Here is a 16,733-nt window from a genome sequence, read left to right on the forward strand (position 1 = left end):
GCCTGGACCGGCGCGGGGCGAGGCGGGCCCTGGCGGACGCGGCTGGGAGATGAGCCGCTGCCTCCAGGCACTCCCGCCTGGCTGCGGGCCACGACGACGTTGGACGGCGTGGAGCCCCGGCCCGGAGTACCGGCTGCGCGAGACCGCACGCCACTGCCGCTGCCCGCGGAGGGACGTCCGGCGCGGCTGCTGGCCCGGCTGCCGCTGCCGCGCTCGTTGACGCCGGAGGAGGAGCCGCCGCTGGGCATCGCGTCGAACTGCTCGGGCGTCGCGTCCGCGACCGAGTCCATCATCGCGTCGATGAACTCCTGCGCGTTCTGGTAGCGGTCGTCCTTCTCGGGTGCGAGCGCCTTGCGGAAGAACGCGTCCAGCGCGGGCGGGACGGGGGCGCCCTGGCGCTTGGTGTTGACGGCGGGCACCTGCTGCGTGAGCGACGCGGTGAGCGCCTTGCGCACGGTGTTCGCGCCGAACGGCGAGCTGCCCGTGAGGCAGAAGTAGAGCACGCCCGCCATCGAGTACAGGTCCGAGCGCTGGTCCACGGACTCACCGCCGGCCTGCTCCGGCGGCATGTACTGGGGCGTGCCCAGCACCTGGCCGGTGGAGGTGAGCTGCTCCTCCTCCTCGGCCTCGAGCGCCTTGACCAGACCGAAGTCCAGCACCTTGACGAAGTCCCGCCCGCCCAGGTCCTGCACCATGATGTTGTGGGGCTTCAGGTCGCGGTGGACGCAGCCCTCGGCGTGCGCGTGCGCGAGGCCCTGGGTGGCCTGCTCCAGGAGGCTCGTCGCGCGGCGCAGGGACATGGGCCCCTCTCGCTTGACGACCTCCTTGAGGCTCTCGCCCTGGAGCAGCTCCATCACGTAGTAGCAGGTGCCGTCGGGGGCGCGGCCGAAGTCGAAGATGGTGATGACGTTCGGGTGGCGCAGGCGGCTGGCGATCTCCGCCTCACGGCGGAAGCGCTCGAAGAACTGGGGCGCGGCGGCGAGCGACGGGTTGAGCGTCTTGACGGCGACGGGGCGCTGCACCGAGGTCTGCGTGGCGCGGAACACCATGCCCATGCCGCCCTGGCCGAGCACGCTCTCAATCTTGTAGCGGCCATCGAGCACCTGGCCGATGAGCTGGAGGCTCTGGCCTGCGCAGAGGTGGTCGACGCCGTCGGTGCTTCCGCAATGGGGACAGGGGGCAGCCATGTGGGGCCGGAGTATAGGCAGGCCCCGGGCGGGTCCGGAAAGGGGGCGTTGGGCCGCAGGGCCTCCGGGCAGGCATCTGCGCCATTTCCCGAGGCGCCGGAGGCTGTTACATCCCGGCCCGCCATGAGCCTCGTCATCGCCCAGGACCTCAGCCTCTCCTATGGGAAGAAGGTCCTCTTCGACAGCGACAACTTCACCCTCGGCCCCAAGGACCGTGTAGGCCTCGTGGGGGCCAACGGGACGGGGAAGAGCACCCTGATGAAGATTCTCGCGGGGGTGCTCCAGCCGGACTCGGGGACCTTGACGTACCGGCGCCGCGCGCGGTGGGGGTATCTGCCCCAGGAGATCGCCGGCCTGCCGGAGGGCACGGTGGTGGAGGCGGTGATGAGCACCGTCCCCGGGCGCGACTCGCTGGAGGTGCGCCTGAAGGACACCGAGGAGGCGCTCGCGGCGGCCACCGACGAGGAGGAGCAGCTCGAGCTGGCCCAGTCCCTGGCCGACCTGCACGCGGAGCTGGACGACTTCGAGAACCGCTTCGGAAAGCACCACGCCGAGCGCATCCTCAAGGGCCTGGGCTTCCGGGACCTGGACCTGGCCAAGCCCACCTCGGCGCTGTCGGGCGGCTGGCGGATGCGCGCGGCGCTGGCGGGCCTGCTCCTCCAGGACCCGGACCTGTTGCTGCTCGACGAGCCCACCAACCACCTGGACGTGCCCACGCTGGCCTGGTTCGACGGCTTCCTGCGCCGCTCGAACAAGGCGCTGGTGCTCATCTCCCACGACCGTGACTTCCTCAACCGGCAGATCGACCGGGTGGTGTCGCTGGAGCTGGAGGGCGTGCGCGAGTACGCGGGCAACTACGACGACTACAAGCGCCTGCGCGCGGAGGAGAAGGAACTGCTGAAGGCTCGCGCCGAGAAGGTCGAGGCGCGGCGCGCGGAGCTGCAGGGCTTCATCGACCGCTTCGGCGCCAAGGCCACCAAGGCGAAGCAGGCGCAGAGCCGCGCGAAGATGCTGGAGAAGCTGGAGAAGGTGCACGTCCTGGAGGAGCGCTCGACGATGCGCTTCCGCTTCCCGGAGGTGGACCGGAGCGGTCGGGACGTGGTGACGCTGGAGCGCATCACCAAGAAGTACGGCGCGCAGACGGTGTACGACGGGCTCACGGGCCGGGTGGAGCGCGGGCAGCGCATCGCCGTGGTGGGCGCCAACGGCGCGGGCAAGACGACGCTCCTGAAGATGGTGGCGGGGGAGCTGGCGCCGGACACGGGCACGGTGACGCTCGGGCACAACGTGGTGGTGGGCTATTACGCGCAGCACCACGCGGACAAGCTCGACCGGCAGAACACCATCATCGAGGAGGTGCGGCCCCTGGCGGCGGACAAGCCGGAGAGCTACGTGCGCGGCGTGCTGGGCGCGTTCCTCTTCAGCGGTGACGACGTGGACAAGCCCATCGGCGTGCTCAGCGGTGGTGAGCGCGCGCGCGTGGCGCTGGCCAAGCTGTTGCTGGTTCCGTCCAACTTCCTCTTGATGGACGAGCCCACCAACCACCTGGACCTGGACTCGTCCGAGATGCTGATTGAAGCGCTCAAGGGCTACGGCGGCACACTGCTGTTCGTCAGCCACAACCGCAGCTTCATCAACGGGCTGTCGTCGCACGTCTGGGAGGTGGCGGAGGGCAAGCTGACGCCGCACCCGGGCAACCTGGACGACTACCTGTACCACCAGGAGCAGCAGCGGCTGGAGGCGGAGGCCGCTGCGGGCGGCGCGTCACGCGGAGGGGAGAAGGCGTCCTCGGGGCCCGTCTCGGAGAAGGACCGCAAGCGGCTGGAGGCCGAGGCGCGCCAGCGTCGCAGCGTGGTCGAGGGGCCGCTCAAGAAGGAGATCGCGAAGCTCGAAGAGCAGATCGCCAAGGTGGAGGCGGAGCAGAAGGAGCGCGAGGCGCAGCTCGCGGACCCCGTGCTCTACAACGACTTCGCGCGCGCCAAGCCGCTGATGGATGCACACCGCGCGGGCAAGGAGTCGCTGGAGGACCTCTACGCGCGGTGGGAGACGGCGCAGGAGAAGCTGGCGGAGGCGACGGCGTCGCTGAGCTGAGCCCGCGGGGTTCGCGCGCGGGCCGCGTCGCCCCGGGCTGCGCGGGTGTGAGGGCTCCGTGACGTGAGCTTCATCCGGCCTTGCGCTTGCGCTCGCGCAGCTCCTCGGGCACGGGAATCGACTGGGAGATGCGCGTGGCCGGAGGCGGCGTTCCCGTTCCTTCCGGCAGCGCCTCCACGGGCTTCTCCACCGGCAGCGCGGGCATGCGGATGATGAACGTGGTGCCTTCGCCCGCCTTGCTCTGCACGGAGATGCTGCCTCCGTGGTTCTTCACGATGCGCTGACAGATGGCGAGCCCCAGCCCCGTGCCCTTCTGCTTCGTCGTGAAGAACGGCACGAAGATGTGCGGCTGCTGGTCCAAGGGGATGCCCGGGCCGGTGTCGGAGACTCGCACCTCCAACAGCTCGCCGCCCGCGTTGCGGAACTCACCGAAGCGCTCCGGCCGCTCCGTGCGCACCGTGATTCGCCCCTCGCGCGTGTCCAGCGCCTGCACCGCGTTCTGCACCAGGTTGATGAGCACCTGCTTGAGCTGCTCCGCGTCTCCGTCCACTCGCGGGAGCTGCAGGTCCAGCTCCACCGCCAGCGCGACGCTCGACGGCACGTCGTTCTGGATGAGGCGCATGGTGCGCGTCACCACCTCGTTCAGGTCCGTGGGCCCGAAGCTCTGCTTCATCGGCCGCGCGTAGTCGAGGAACGCCGTCACCACCCCGTTGAGCCGGTTGACCTCCTCGACGATGACCTCCAGGAACTCGCCGTCCTCGCCCGGCAGCCGCCTGGGGTCCAGGCACTGCGCCGCGCCCTTGATGGCCCCCAGCGGATTGCGAATCTCGTGCGCCAGACCCGCCGCCATCTCACCCAGCGCGGCCAGGCGATCCCGCTCGCGAATCTTCTCGTAGAGCTTCGAGTTCTCCAGCACCGTCGCCAGCTTCTCGGCGACCTCCAGGATGAGGGCAATCTCGTCGGACGCGTACGCCTCCGGCACCCGCTCGTCCCACAGGTTCAGGAAGCCGATGACCCTGTCGTTGCCCACCAGCGGCACGCTGATGCCCGCGCGCATCTGCACCAGCGCCGAGCGCGTGTCGTTCAGCCGCTTGAGCTCGTCGCGATACCGGCGCCCCTCCACCGACTGGAGCCGCATCGTCGCGCCTCGGCGCTCCACGTTCTCCAGCAGCACCGCCTTCTGCCCGCTCGCCACCGCGAACAACAGGCCCCGCGCCGCAGCCGTGTCCAGGAACGCCACCGGCAACGGGCCCCGTGAGTCGAGCAGCCGATACCCGGGCCGGTCCTCCGCGAGCAGGTACACCGAAGAGTGCGTCACGCGCCCCGTCTCGTGCAGCGTGTCCAGCACCAGCGTGGCCAGCTCGGAGATGTCGATGACGTTCGCCATCCGCGCGCGCAAGGTCCCCAGCGCGTCCAGCAGCGCGAAGCGCTCGCGGAAGAAGATGCGCACCACCATCTCCTCCACCTTTGTTCGCAGCGGGTCCAACAGGATGAGGATGACGAAGGCCGCCACCACCGTGTTGAACAGGAACAGGCCCGTGTCCTCGTCCACCCACGCCGTCAACACCGTGAAGACGGCCGCGAGGATCACCGCCAGCACCGTCTGCGACGCAATCTTCCCCAGCAGCTCGTGCAGGTCCATCAGCCGCAGCCGCAGCAGCGTCTGCGCGAGGAAGAACAGGTACAGCGTGGTGAAGACCGGCCCCAGCGTCGGCAGCGGCACCGAGCTGCCGATGAAGTCCAGCGCGGAGAACAGGATGCCCGCCGCCGCGCCGATGGCCAGGTACATCAGCCGCAGCTGCTCGATGCGCGACTCGTTGCTGCGGACCCGGTGGAGCAGCAACGACACCGAGGCGAGCAGGGAGCCGTGCACCCAGACGCCCATGGCCACCCGGGCCCACAGCTTGTCGGCCAGGGGGGTGACCGCCACGGCGAGGCCCAGGAAGACCGACAGGAGGGCGAGCCGGCGGCCCACCAGGTGTGTTCCCTTGCTGACATCCAAGAACTCGAGGAAGAACCCCACGGCGGCGCCGGGGATGAGCGAGGCGACCAGGACGGTGATGCCCAGGGTGATGCGGTGCGCCCAGGGGTACGTCACCTCGGGGAAGAGGCTGTGGAAGAAGAACGAGAGGTAGTACCCGGCCACCGTCAGGGCGAAGACGGAGTACAGGGTGAGCACCTTGGGCCTGGCCGGGCGCAACAACATGGACACGCCAAGGGCGAGGCCGATGATGGATGCCAGCAGCGCGCTCTGAGTCCGGATGTCCATGGGCGGGCGGACAGTCTAACCTGTGACAGCCTCCGGAAATTTTCCATGCACCCCCGGTTGTCCTGGGGCGAGCCCGCGCCCACCTCCCAGGCTCCCCAGCCCCGCGTATGAAGCCCTTCCTGCCCAAGCTCGCCGTCATCGCCTCCGCGCTCATGCTGTCCGCGCAGGCTCCCTCGTCCCCGGCCCCCTCCGGGACGGAGGCCTCCGAGGCCCCCACGACCCACACCGAGAACGCGCCCCCGGAGGCGCAGCTCTCGCCGCCGCCGGACGCCGAGAAGGCGCCGCTGCCGCCGGGCTTCGTGGAGGTGTTCAACCCGGCCTTCCCCAACGCCGCGCCGCCCGCACCCGTCGTCCACCGGGGCCGCCGCTACGCGCTGGAGGACCTGTCGCCGTACTTCGGCGCGGGCAAGAAGAAGGAGGCCCGCGCGGCCTTCGACAAGGGCCACTTCGCTCGCGCCCGCGAGCTCTTGAAGGACGAGGGTGACAGCCCGCCGGTGCGCTACCTGCGCGCCCTGGCCGCGCTGCGCTCGGGGGACGAGGAGACCGCCGCGAAGGAGCTGGCCGCCCTGGCGCCGGACTACCCCGCGTTGAGGGACCGGTGCCTGACGCACTCGGGCGTGGCGCTGGAGGGGCTGCGCCGCTACGACGAGGCCGCGGTGCAACTGGCCCAGGTGCCGCCCGAGTCCCGGCTGTACGTGGACGCGCGGCTGGCGCTGTCCCGGGTGCTGCGCAAGAAGAAGGACGCGGAAGGGGCCATGGCGGCGCTGGAGCCGCTCACCTCGCGCGCGGCGCCCAGCTGGGGGCGCAACGTGGGCGCCGAGGCGCTGATGGCCATCGCCGACATCGCCGCGGAGAAGAAGGACAAGGCCGCCGAGCGCGCCGCGCTGTGGCGGCTGTGGGGCGCGCACCCGCTGTCACCGCTGGCGGTCCAGGCCGACAAGCGGCTCAAGGGGCAGACGGCGCCGGTGGAGGCCCGGGTGGCTCGCGGCGAGGCGCTGGTGGAGCTGCACCGCAACAAGCAGGGCCTGGCGCAGCTGGAGCCGCTGCTCACGCAGCTGAAGCTCCCGGACGCGCTCGCGTGCCGCGCGCACTTCTCCTACGGCAAGGGCCTGCGCAAGGAGCGTGAGCACACGCGTGCCATCCAGACGCTGTCGCCCGTGGTGGAGAAGTGCACGGACCGCGACCTGCTGGCGCGGGCGCTGTACGTGCTCGGCTCGTCGCGCTCCATCGTCGACTCGTCGCGCGGCACGGAGACGTACGAGCGGCTGGCGCGCGAGTTCCCGGACCACAGCTTCGCGGACGACGCGCTCTTCTACGCGGCGGACCTGTACGTGAAGACGGGCCGCCCCAAGGAGGCGATGGCGCGGCTGGACGAGCTGGCGCGGCTGTATCCCCAGGGGGACTTCCTGGGCGAGGCGCTCTTCAAGGCGTACTGGATCGCGCGCACGAGCAAGGTGGAGGACGCGGGCCTGTCGTTCCTGGACCGCATCGAGCAGCGCTTCGCTCAAGCGGACGAGAGCTACGACGTGGAGCGCGCGCGGTACTGGCGGGCGCGCACGTTCCAGGACCAGGGCAACATCCAGGGCGCGGCGGAGCTGTTCGAGAAGATCTCCGTGGAGCACCCGGCGACGTACTACGGGCTGATGGCGCGCTCGCAGCTGTCCGCGTTGGACCCCCAGCGACTGGAGCGAATCTCTCCGGAGATCTTCGCGGTGCCGGAGGCGGCCAGTCCCTGGCCGTTGTTCGCGGGCCCGGTGGGGGAGGACCCGCACTTCCGCGCGGGCGTGGAGCTGTTGCGCCTGGGCTTCCCGGAGGCGGTGTCGTCGGAGCTGCTCGCGGTGAGCCGGACGAACCAGCCCGCGGAGGCCATCCGCTTGTTGGTGCTGGTGCTGCACGAGGCGGGCGATGAGCGCGCCGCGCACGCGGTGGCCCGGCTGGCGCTGCGCAAGGACTTGAGCGGACGCATCACGAGCGAGACGCGCGTGGTGTGGGAGGTGGCGTATCCCAACGCGTTCCGCGACCTCATCGAGAAGCACACGGCGGTGTCGGGCGTGGAGGCGGATCTGCTCCAGGCGTTGATGCGCGAGGAGAGCGCGCTGGACCCGAAGGCGCTGTCGTGGGCCGGCGCGCTGGGGCTGACGCAGCTCATGCCGTCCACCGCGAAGGGCGTGGCGCGCGAGCTGAAGCTCAAGCGCTTCACGGTGGACCAGCTGCTCCAGCCGGACCTCAACATCCGCTTCGGCGCGCACTACCTGGGCGGGCTGCTCAAGAAGTTCGGCGGGCACACGCCGTACGCGGTGGGCAGCTACAACGCGGGGCCGGGCGCGGTGAACCGCTGGCGCGCGGACAAGCCGGACCTGCCGCTCGACGCGTGGGTGGAGGAGATCCCCATCTCCGAGACGCGCGGCTACATCAAGCGCGTGCTGCGCTCGTACAACACCTACCAGTTGCTCTATGGCCGGGCGCCCAAGCTGCCCGTCATCAAGACCGCGAACCGGGAGTGAGCGCGCAACAACGGCTCGCTCACGATGGAGGTCCCCGTGACGACCACATGGTTGACCTCGAAGGGAGCCGAGGCCGGGGGGGGCGCGTCGAGAACGGACGTCGGACGTCCGGGTCGCACATTCATTCCGGTCAGGTGCCGTTCCCTCTCGAGAAGACGACGGGCCGCGCGAACGGGGCGTGTCCGCGCGGCCCGTGGCGTCAGCCCTGGATGAAGGCGAGCAGGTCCTCGTTGATGATGCCCTTGTTGACCGCGCACATGCCGTGGCTGAAGCCGGGGTAGACCTTGAGCTTCGCGCCCTTGACCAGGGTGGCGGTGAGCTTGCCCGCGCCCTCGAAGGGGACGATCTGGTCGTCGTCGCCGTGCATGACCAGCGTGGGCACGTCGAACTTCGCCAGGTCCGCGCGGAAGTCCGTCTCCGAGAAGGCCTTGACGGTGTCGTACTCGGCCTTGATGGAGGCCATCAGCCCCTGCATGACGAACGTGTCACGGAGTCCCTCGGAGACCTTCGCGTTCGGGCGGTTGAAGCCGAAGAACGCCAGGCTCAGCTCGCGGAAGAACGACGCCCGGTCCGTGCGCACGCCCGCGCGGATGTCGTCGAACACCTTCATGGGGAGCCCGTTGGGGTGCCAGTCCGTCTTGAGCATGATGGGGGGCACCGCGCCGATGAGCACCGCCTTCGCCACGCGCGAAGTGCCATGACGGCCGATGTACCGGGCCACCTCGCCACCGCCCGTCGAGTGGCCCACGTGCACGGCCTTGCTCAACCCCAGCGCGGAGGTCAGCTCCGCGAGGTCGTCCGCGAAGTGGTCCATGTCATGTCCGCTCCACGGCTGTGACGAGCGACCATTGCCCCGCCGGTCATGCGCGATGGTCCGATAGCCGCGGTCCGACAGGAACATCATCTGGTCCTCGAACGCGTCGGCCGACAGCGGCCAGCCGTGCGAGAAGACGACGGGCTGGCCATCCCGGGGGCCCCAGTCCTTGAAGTAGATCTGCGTGCCGTCGCGGGTGGTGAGGTAGCTGCCGGAGATCTTCCCGGCCCCTGTGGACGCTTGTGTCGCCATGGCGTGTCCTCGCGTTTCGGGTGGGTGCAACCGTCGCGAAGATGGGGACCTGAATCAGGGGACGCCATGAAACCCGGGCGCGCGGACGGACGGCGATTCGGGTGCCAGGCGGAGGGAGCCGACCAGGCTGGCCAGCAGGGGAGCGCCTGGGAGCGGACATCCGATGACACGGAAGGATGCAGGCCGCGTCGGCGGTGCTACCCTGCGCCGCGATGAAGAAAGTCCTCGCGGCTCTGGCAGTGGTCATCGTGTTGGCGGCGGTGGCGGGTGTGGGCGCCTTCGTGGTGATGGAGGGGGCGGTCAACAAGGCCGTCGCCGCTCCGGGTGCGCCCGTGGTGGAGTTCACCGTCCCCAAGGGAACCTCGGGCAGGGGCCTGGGCGGCCTGCTCGTCACGCAGGGGTTGCTCTCGGACACCAGGGTCTGGCGCTACCACCTGTTCCGTCGGGGTGGGTTCTCGCCCAAGGCGGGGCGTCATCCGGTGAGCCCGTCCATGACGGTGGCGGAGCTGGCCAAGGCGCTGGAGGGCAACCCGCTCCCGGACGACATCCCGTTCGTGGTGGTGGAGGGCTGGCGGCTTCGGGACACGGACGCGGCGCTCGTCGCGGCGAACCTCATCAAGCCGGGCGAGTACATCGCGGCGGCCAGCAACCCCAGCCGCTTCAAGGCGCCGTTCCCGCTGCCCGTCACCACGCTGGAGGGCTACCTCTACCCGGAGACGTACGGCATCATCCCCGGGGACGTGGACGTGGAGGACCTCATCCAGCGGCAGCTGGACGCCTTCGCCGCGCGCTTCTACACGCCGAACAAGGACGCCATCGCCAGGAGCGGACGCTCGCTGCACGAGGTGGTGGTGATGGCCTCCATGCTGGAGCGCGAGGAGCCGGTGCCCGCGCAGCGTCCCCTGGTGGCGGGCATCCTCTGGAAGCGCGTGGACAAGGGCTTCCCGCTCGGCGTGGACGCGACGTCGCGTTACGTGCTGGCGCAGTGGAACGACCGCAAGGAGTTCCTCAAGCGCCTGCGAGACCCCGAGGACCCCTACAACACGCGGCACCGCAAGGGCCTGCCGCCGGGTCCCATCGGCGCGCCCACGGTGGAGTCGCTCCAGGCCGCGATGGCGCCGAAGCCGAGCGAGTTCTGGTACTACCTGCACGACGCGCAGAAGAACCTGCACCCCTCGCGCAACGCGGACGAGCACGAGGCGCTGCGCAAGAAGTACAACGTGTATTGAGCCTGGATGGCGCCCCCCCGCCGAGGAGGCGGGGGCGCGGTGCCTCGGCTCCATCTGTCCTCGGGTGGCCAATCGCTGGCGCACCTGTTGCTCAGCGACCTCCCTCGTTGAACACGAGGGAGAGGTGCCGTGCGGCGCAAGACAGTCGGGGCGGTGGGGTGGGGGCTGGGTGTGGCGCTCGGGCTCCTCGGTGGGTGCGGGCCTTCCCAACATGGGGAACGGAGTTCCACTCCTCCGGTGGAGGACTCCCCGGACACGCGCCCGGAGTCGAGTGACGAGGAGCTGGTCACCCGGACGGTGACGTTCGGCGCGGGCGCGGACACGCACGTGGTGGCGACGTCGCCGACGACGAGCTTCGGCTCCTCGCCCACGCTGGAGGTGGACCGCGCTCCCGAGTCCGAGGCCTACCTTCGCTTCTTCATCGAGCCCTTCACCGGCACGGTGACGACGGCCAGGCTTCGCGTCTTCGCGGTGGATGGCTCGGCCGATGGCCCCACGGTGTACGACCCGCCCGGCGTGCGTTCGTGGAACGAGCTGACGACGTGGAGCAACCGCCCGGACTGGGGCGGGTACTGGGGTGTGGTCAGCGCGGGCGCCGTGGCCAGCGGCACCTGGATGGAACTGGACGTCAGCGACCTGTCCATCTCCCAGGGCAGCTACGTGGACGTGTTCCTGCGCGCGGACAGCACGGACGGCATGACGCTCGCGTCGAGCGAGCACCCCGACCCGGCCCTGCGTCCCCAGCTGGTGCTCACGTTGGAGTCCGCGTCGGACCATCCGCCGCCGCGCCCCGTGCCGCTGACGGTGTCCGGTGCGCCGGTGTCCTTCGCTCCGAGCGCGGACACGTTCGTCTCCGAGGATGCGCCGGGCTCCGCGGATGGTGGCTCGGCGCGGGCGCTGCGCGTGGGCACGAGTCCGGGGCGCGAGGCGCACCTGCGCTTCTCCGTGACGGGGTTGACGGAGACGGTGCAGCGCGCGGTGCTGCGCTTGCGAGTGGCCGCGGACGGTACGGAGGGCGGTCCGTCCGTCTTCGGGACCCAGGGCACGTGGAGCGAGTCGGGCCTGACGTGGAGGACGCGGCCGGCGCGGGTGGGAGGCACGTTGGACCGGGCGCCGTTCCTCGCGCCCTATGGCTTCGTGGAGTACGACGTCACGAACCAGGTGCGTGGCAACGGGGACGTCACCTTCGGGCTGTATGGAAATTCCGGGGACGAGGTGACGTTCCACTCGCGCGAGGCCGCGGACCTGGAGCCTCGGCTGTTCGTGTGGGCGGGCGCGTCTCGGAGCGAGCCGGGAGATGACTGCATGACGCGACAGGAGGTCATCGCGACCACCGTCCCTCCGCTCCATGACACGTATGCGACGCCGGAGACGCCGTCGACGACGTACCACCGTGAGGCCTCGCTGCGCGTGGATGGGGCACCTCGAGCGGAGGGCTTCCTGGACTTCGACGTGCAACTGGGCACGCAGCCCGTGCGCCGGGTGTTGCTGCGCCTGTATGCGCTGGATGCGTCGGCGAATGGACCGCAGGTGTTCTCGGCGCAGTCGTTCGACGAGGCGACGACGGACTGGGCCCATCGCCCCGTCGTGAGCGGGAGCGCCCGCGCGAACCTGGGCGCGGTGACGCGGGACTCCTGGGTGGAGATCGACGTGACCGATGTGGTGACGACGTCGGGGCGTCATGCCTTCGCGTTGGTGCCTGACTCGGCGGATGGGTTGCGCTTCGCCTCGTCCGAGGCCAGCGAGCGCGGCATCATCAACGCCGCGCCCCAGCTCGTCGTCGTCAAGGACACGGCGCCGCGCTGCTCGTACCGGGGCACGAAACCCTCGGGGACGACGGCGTGGGTGAAGCAGTCCACGGCGGCGGAGGCGGAGCGCTCGCACCACACCGCGCCCGCGCCGGGAGGGGGCTTCGTCGTCCTCGGCCACCAGGAGCAGATGCGGGATGCCCCTCCGTCCGCCGAGCGGACGGACGTCGTCACGCTGCACCGCGCGGATGGGAGCGTGGTGTGGACGCGGGCCTTCACGCAGGCGCAGGTCTCCTTCTCGAAGGTGGCGGTGACGGCGCGGGGACACGTGCTCGCCGCCGGCTCCTACGCCGGGACACCGGACCTGGGGACGGGCGCGCTGCCCCAGGGCACCGGCATGTTCGTGCTGGAGCTGACGGCGTCGGGCGCGGTGGCGTGGGCGCGGGGCTACACCGCGTGGTTCCAGCGGGCCGACGAGCGGCTCGACAATCCGATGCAGGTGCTCGACCTGGCCACGGACGCGCAGGGCGGCGCGGTGCTGGTGGGCACCTTCTGGGCTACACGGACTTCGGCGCCGGGCCCGTCTACTCCGGCAAGCCGTTCCCCTATGGCGACACGTATCCGAACTCGTACGTGCTGAAGCTGGACGGGCAGGGGGGCTATCAGTGGGCGAAGCTGCTCCTGGCGGACGCGCTGCGCGGCACGGAGGCGACGAGCGTGGCGGTGGACGCCGGCGGGCAGGTCACCGTGGGCGGCTGGGCGGGGAGGGCGACGGACTTTGGCGCGGGACCGGACGCGCGAAGCGGTCCGTTCGTGGCGCGGTGGGCCGCGAGCGGTGCGCTCGGCTGGGTGCGCGTCATCCCGGTCTACTTCAGCAGCCTGCGTGCCCTGGCCGTCATGCCGGACGGCGGTGTCGCGTTCATCGGAGACTTCGGTGGCCGCTTCGACTTCGCGGGCCAGTCCTACGCCAGCCGCGAGCCGGATGAGTACGACGGCGGGCCTCGGGACACGATGCTCGGTCGGCTGGGCGCCACGGGGGCGGACGTGGTGCTGCGCACGTTCCGTGAGCTGACGTTCCAGGACCTCATCGTGGACGCCCAGGGGCACCTGGTGACGACGCAGGCGGGCGGCGGGAGTCTGCTGGGCCTGGGAGACGTGGGCCCGTCGGAGTCGGAGGCGCCGTACCGGCCCACGGTGGCCAGCTTCACGGACGCGCTGGAGACACGTTGGGTCCGGGTGTTCGACCTGCTCCAGTCGAACCTCCTGCTCACGCCGCAGCCGGGCGGCATCCTCTTCACGGGAGACCTGGTCAGCGCGTTCGAGGTGGATGGCGTCTGGTACACGCCGACGTCACGCCGCTCGGACGTGCTGCACCTGCTGCTGCGGCCCTAGCGAGGGCCTCGAGTCTTCGTGGCACATGGACGGGCGCGGGCACCCACGGTGGGGCTCGCGCCCGTACGCATTTGCGCACCTGTTGCTCTCTCATCGCTATGGCACCGCGTTCCTCCAGGCCCTGGTGCTGGACGGTGCGGGCAATCGGGTGGTGTCTCCGGGGGACCCGCAATCCCTGACGTGATGTTCGCGACCGCTCGGTCCGCTGACCGGGCGATCGCATTTCCATGTCAATCGTAGACACTGTGAGTGACCCAATGACTCACACGCGTTGGCGCACCTGTTGCTTTCCTAATTCAGTGGCAGCACGCGAGGGAGAGGTCACGTGAAACGGTGGACAGTTGGCGCAGTGGGTTGGAGTCTGGGAGTGGCACTTTTCTTCCTGAATGGGTGCGGAAGTGCCCAACCAGGAGCAGGGGTTGACCCGGAGACGGGGAGCCACGAGCAGGAGCTCGTCACGCAGACGGTGTCGATCGTGGCGGCGGCGGACACGTATGTGTCGGCGGCCTCGCCGGCGACGAGCTTCGGCTCGCAGCCGACGATGGAGGTGGACCAGTCACCCGAGTCGGAGGCGTACCTGCGCTTCTATGTCGCTCCGGTGGACGGCACCATCACCACGGCCCGGTTGCGTGTGTATGCCTTGGATGGCTCGGCGGACGGGCCCACGGCGCATGACCCTCGCATCGGGGGGCGGGCCTGGAACGAGCTGACGACCTGGAACACGCGGCCGGCCCGGGATGGGTTCTCCGCGTTGAGCAGCGCGGGCGCGGTGGCCAGCGGCACGTGGATCGAACTGGACATCACCGGGATGCACATCTCCACGAGCGCCTTCACGGACGTCCACCTGGTGGCCGACAGCACGGACGGCGTGACGATCGCGTCGAGCGAGCATCCGAACACGTCGCTGCGCCCCCAGCTGGTCCTCACCGTCCAGACCGCGGACGACCACCCCCCGCACCCCGCGCTGCCCATCACGGTGTCGAGCCCTCCGGTGGTCTTCACCGCGAGCGACGACACGTATGTCTCCGCCGACGCGCCGACGTCCACCGAGGGCGGTTTCGCCACGGACCTGCGGGTGGGGCAGTCGCCCGACCGCGAGGTGCACCTGCGCTTCGACGTGCTGGGCCTGACGGAGTCGGTGCAGCGCGCGGTGCTGCGGCTGCACGTGGGCCTGGATGGGACGATGGGGGGACCGGCGGTCTACGCGACGCAGGGGCCCTGGAGCGAGCTGAGCGTCTCCTGGAACACCCGCCCCACGAAGGTGGGCGCGGAGGTCGACCGGCTGCCCTACCTGGCGCCGTCCGGGTACGTGGACTACGAGGTGACGGACCTGGTGCGTGGCAACGGCAACTTCACCTTCGGCGTGTATGGGACGTCGGGGGATGCGATGACCTTCCACTCGAAGGAGTCCTGGTCGGGGAGCGGAGGCCCGCGGCTGCTGGTGTGGACGGGGGCGCCCAGGGCCGCGCCGACGGATGCGTGCATGACGCGTCGGGAGCTGCTGTCGAAGGTGAGCGAGCTCCGGCATGATACCTATGTGAGCGCGGAGCGTCCGACGACGACGTTCCACCGCGAGGCGTCGATGCGCGTGGATGGCTCTCCGGGCATGAACGGCTTCCTGGAGTTCGACGTCCAGCTCGACGCGACGCCGGTGCGCCGCGTGCTGCTCCAGCTCTACGCCCTGGAGGCGACGGACAACGGGCCGCTGCTCTACCAGGCGCAGCCGTTCGACCCGGCGGCCGCGACCTGGCAGAACCCGCCCGCGATGACGGACCTGGTGGGGGACGCGGGCGCGGTGAAGAAGGACCAGTGGGTGGAGTACGACGTGACGAGCGTGGTGACGGCCTCGGGGCGGTACGCCTTTGGCCTGCTCGCCGACTCCTCCAAGGGGGTGAGCTTCGCGACGGGGGATGCCAGCGCGAAGGGGCTCCTGGACGCGGCGCCCCGGCTGGTCGTCGTCACGGAGAGCGCGCCGTTCTGCTCGTACCGGGGCACGCAGCCCTCGGGGACGACGGCGTGGGTGAAGCAGACGAACAACGCCTCGGCCGAGCGCGCGCGGGACACGGCGCCCGCGCCGGACGGTGGCTTCGCCGTCGTGGGCACCCAGGAGCAGACGCGGGACGGCGAGTCCTGGGCCGAGCAGACGGATGTCGTGACGCTGCACCGGGCGGATGGCTCCGTGGCGTGGCGGTTGACGTTCGCCCAGCCCGACGTGGAGTTCCGCAAGGTGACGGTGACGACGCTGGGCAACGTGCTCGTCGCCGGTGAGTACCGGGGCACGCCGGACCTGGGCAAGGGCGCGCTGCCCCGGGGCACGGGCATGTTCGTGATGAAGCTGACGCCGTCGGGCGCGGTGGACTGGACGCGCGGCTACACGGCGTGGTTCCGCATGGATGACGAGATGCTCGACAACCCCATGTTCGTGCACGACCTGGCGACGGACGCGCACGGCAGTGCGGTGTTGACGGGCGGCTTCTGGGGGAAGACGGACTTCGGTGGCGGCGAGGTCGACTCGGGCAAGCCGTTCCCCTACGACGACGAGTACCCGAACTCCTTCGTCCTCAAGCTCCAGTGGGACGGCGCCTACCAGTGGGCGCGCGTGCTGAAGACGAACGCCATGCGGGGCACCCAGGCGGTGAGCGTCGCGGTGGACGCGCAGGAGAACATCACCGTGGGCGGCTGGGCCGGACCGGGCACCGACTTCGGCGCGGGCGCGCTCGCACGGGGCGGGGTGTTCGTGGCGCGCTGGAGCGTGACGGGCGACCACCAGTGGCACTGGCTGCTTCCGACGTCCTACGACACGGTGTTCGCGGACCTGTACCAGGTGGCCGTGCTGCCGGATGGGGGCGTGGCCTTCACGGGCGACTTCGACGGCCGCTTCTCCTTCGCGGGGACCCCGTATGCCAGCGCGGAGCCGGACGACAACTACGATGGACCGCGGGAGGTGATCCTCGGCAGGCTCACCTCCACGGGCGCGGAGCTGACGCTGCGGCAGTTCCCGCTGAGCACGACGAGCTCCTATGGCCTGGGCTCGCTGGTCGCGGACGCCAACGGGAACCTGTTCACGGTCCAGGCGGGGCACGGCGGCCTGCTGGGGCTGGGCTCCGTGGGGCTGCCGGAGACGGTGGCGCCACAGCGCCCCACCGTGGCCAGCTTCTCGTCGACGCTGCAGACGCGCTGGGTGAGGGTGTTCGAGCCGCTCCAGTCCCCCCGGCTGACGGCGGTGACGGGCGGGGTGGTGCTGACG

The 16,733-nt window shown here is 70.5% G+C and carries 9 protein-coding genes; 6 read left to right on the forward strand and 3 right to left on the reverse strand.

All coding sequences use genetic code 11. The features are described from left to right. Positions 1 to 1,055 (reverse strand): serine/threonine-protein kinase (locus tag FL311_RS30245; protein ID WP_255510372.1); only part of this gene is annotated, 1,055 nt, incomplete at its 3' end. 255 nt (positions 1,056 to 1,310) lie between these two features. Between FL311_RS30245 and abc-f the strand changes: the two genes are divergently transcribed. Continuing rightward, a complete protein-coding gene (gene abc-f, locus FL311_RS30250) occupies positions 1,311 to 3,278 on the forward strand; it encodes a ribosomal protection-like ABC-F family protein (protein WP_141330536.1) in 1,968 nt (655 codons plus the stop codon). Between the two features lie 70 nt (positions 3,279 to 3,348). On the opposite strand, the gene FL311_RS30255 is transcribed toward abc-f, so the two are convergent. After that, a complete protein-coding gene (locus tag FL311_RS30255; RefSeq protein ID WP_141330538.1) occupies positions 3,349 to 5,547 on the reverse strand; it encodes an ATP-binding protein in 2,199 nt (732 codons plus the stop codon). A gap of 107 nt (positions 5,548 to 5,654) precedes the next feature. On the opposite strand from FL311_RS30255, the gene FL311_RS46160 reads away from it, so the two are divergent. Beyond that, the gene (locus FL311_RS46160; protein ID WP_141330540.1) at positions 5,655 to 8,051 is read left to right on the forward strand and encodes a transglycosylase SLT domain-containing protein; all 2,397 of its coding nucleotides are present in this window, start codon (positions 5,655 to 5,657) and stop codon (positions 8,049 to 8,051) included. A 199-nt stretch (positions 8,052 to 8,250) separates the two neighbouring features. On the opposite strand, the gene FL311_RS30265 is transcribed toward FL311_RS46160, so the two are convergent. Continuing rightward, the gene (locus FL311_RS30265) at positions 8,251 to 9,117 is read right to left on the reverse strand and encodes an alpha/beta fold hydrolase (protein ID WP_141330542.1); all 867 of its coding nucleotides are present in this window, start codon (positions 9,115 to 9,117) and stop codon (positions 8,251 to 8,253) included. A gap of 212 nt (positions 9,118 to 9,329) precedes the next feature. Between FL311_RS30265 and mltG the strand changes: the two genes are divergently transcribed. The 4 genes from mltG to FL311_RS30280 all read left to right on the forward strand — a co-directional run. Then, the gene (gene mltG, locus FL311_RS30270; protein ID WP_141330544.1) at positions 9,330 to 10,346 is read left to right on the forward strand and encodes an endolytic transglycosylase MltG; all 1,017 of its coding nucleotides are present in this window, start codon (positions 9,330 to 9,332) and stop codon (positions 10,344 to 10,346) included. Positions 10,347 to 10,583: 237 nt separating this feature from the next. Next, positions 10,584 to 12,734 carry a DNRLRE domain-containing protein gene (locus tag FL311_RS30275; protein ID WP_228557175.1) on the forward strand — a complete coding sequence of 717 codons (2,151 nt, stop codon included), beginning with the start codon at positions 10,584 to 10,586 and terminating at the stop codon, positions 12,732 to 12,734. Then, positions 12,728 to 13,486: a hypothetical protein gene (locus tag FL311_RS45475; protein WP_228557176.1), complete on the forward strand. Its 759-nt coding sequence runs from the start codon at positions 12,728 to 12,730 to the stop codon at positions 13,484 to 13,486. The genes FL311_RS30275 and FL311_RS45475 overlap by 7 nt, the downstream gene beginning before the upstream one ends. Before the next feature lie 466 nt (positions 13,487 to 13,952). Then, positions 13,953 to 16,733: DNRLRE domain-containing protein (locus FL311_RS30280; RefSeq protein WP_228557177.1), on the forward strand; the 2,781-nt coding region annotated here is incomplete at its 3' end.

The organism is Myxococcus sp. AB025B (assembly GCF_006518215.1).
In the GTDB taxonomy this organism is placed as follows: Bacteria; Myxococcota; Myxococcia; order Myxococcales; family Myxococcaceae; genus Myxococcus; species Myxococcus fulvus.

Bases quoted from the DNA above. Each gene is read 5' to 3' on its own strand.
- abc-f (WP_141330536.1), top strand. From the start codon at position 1,311: ATGAGCCTCGTCATCGCCCAGGACCTCAGCCTCTCCTATGGGAAGAAG.
- FL311_RS30255 (WP_141330538.1), bottom strand. From the start codon at position 5,547: ATGGACATCCGGACTCAGAGCGCGCTGCTGGCATCCATCATCGGCCTC.
- FL311_RS46160 (WP_141330540.1), top strand. From the start codon at position 5,655: ATGAAGCCCTTCCTGCCCAAGCTCGCCGTCATCGCCTCCGCGCTCATG.
- FL311_RS30265 (WP_141330542.1), bottom strand. From the start codon at position 9,117: ATGGCGACACAAGCGTCCACAGGGGCCGGGAAGATCTCCGGCAGCTAC.
- mltG (WP_141330544.1), top strand. From the start codon at position 9,330: ATGAAGAAAGTCCTCGCGGCTCTGGCAGTGGTCATCGTGTTGGCGGCG.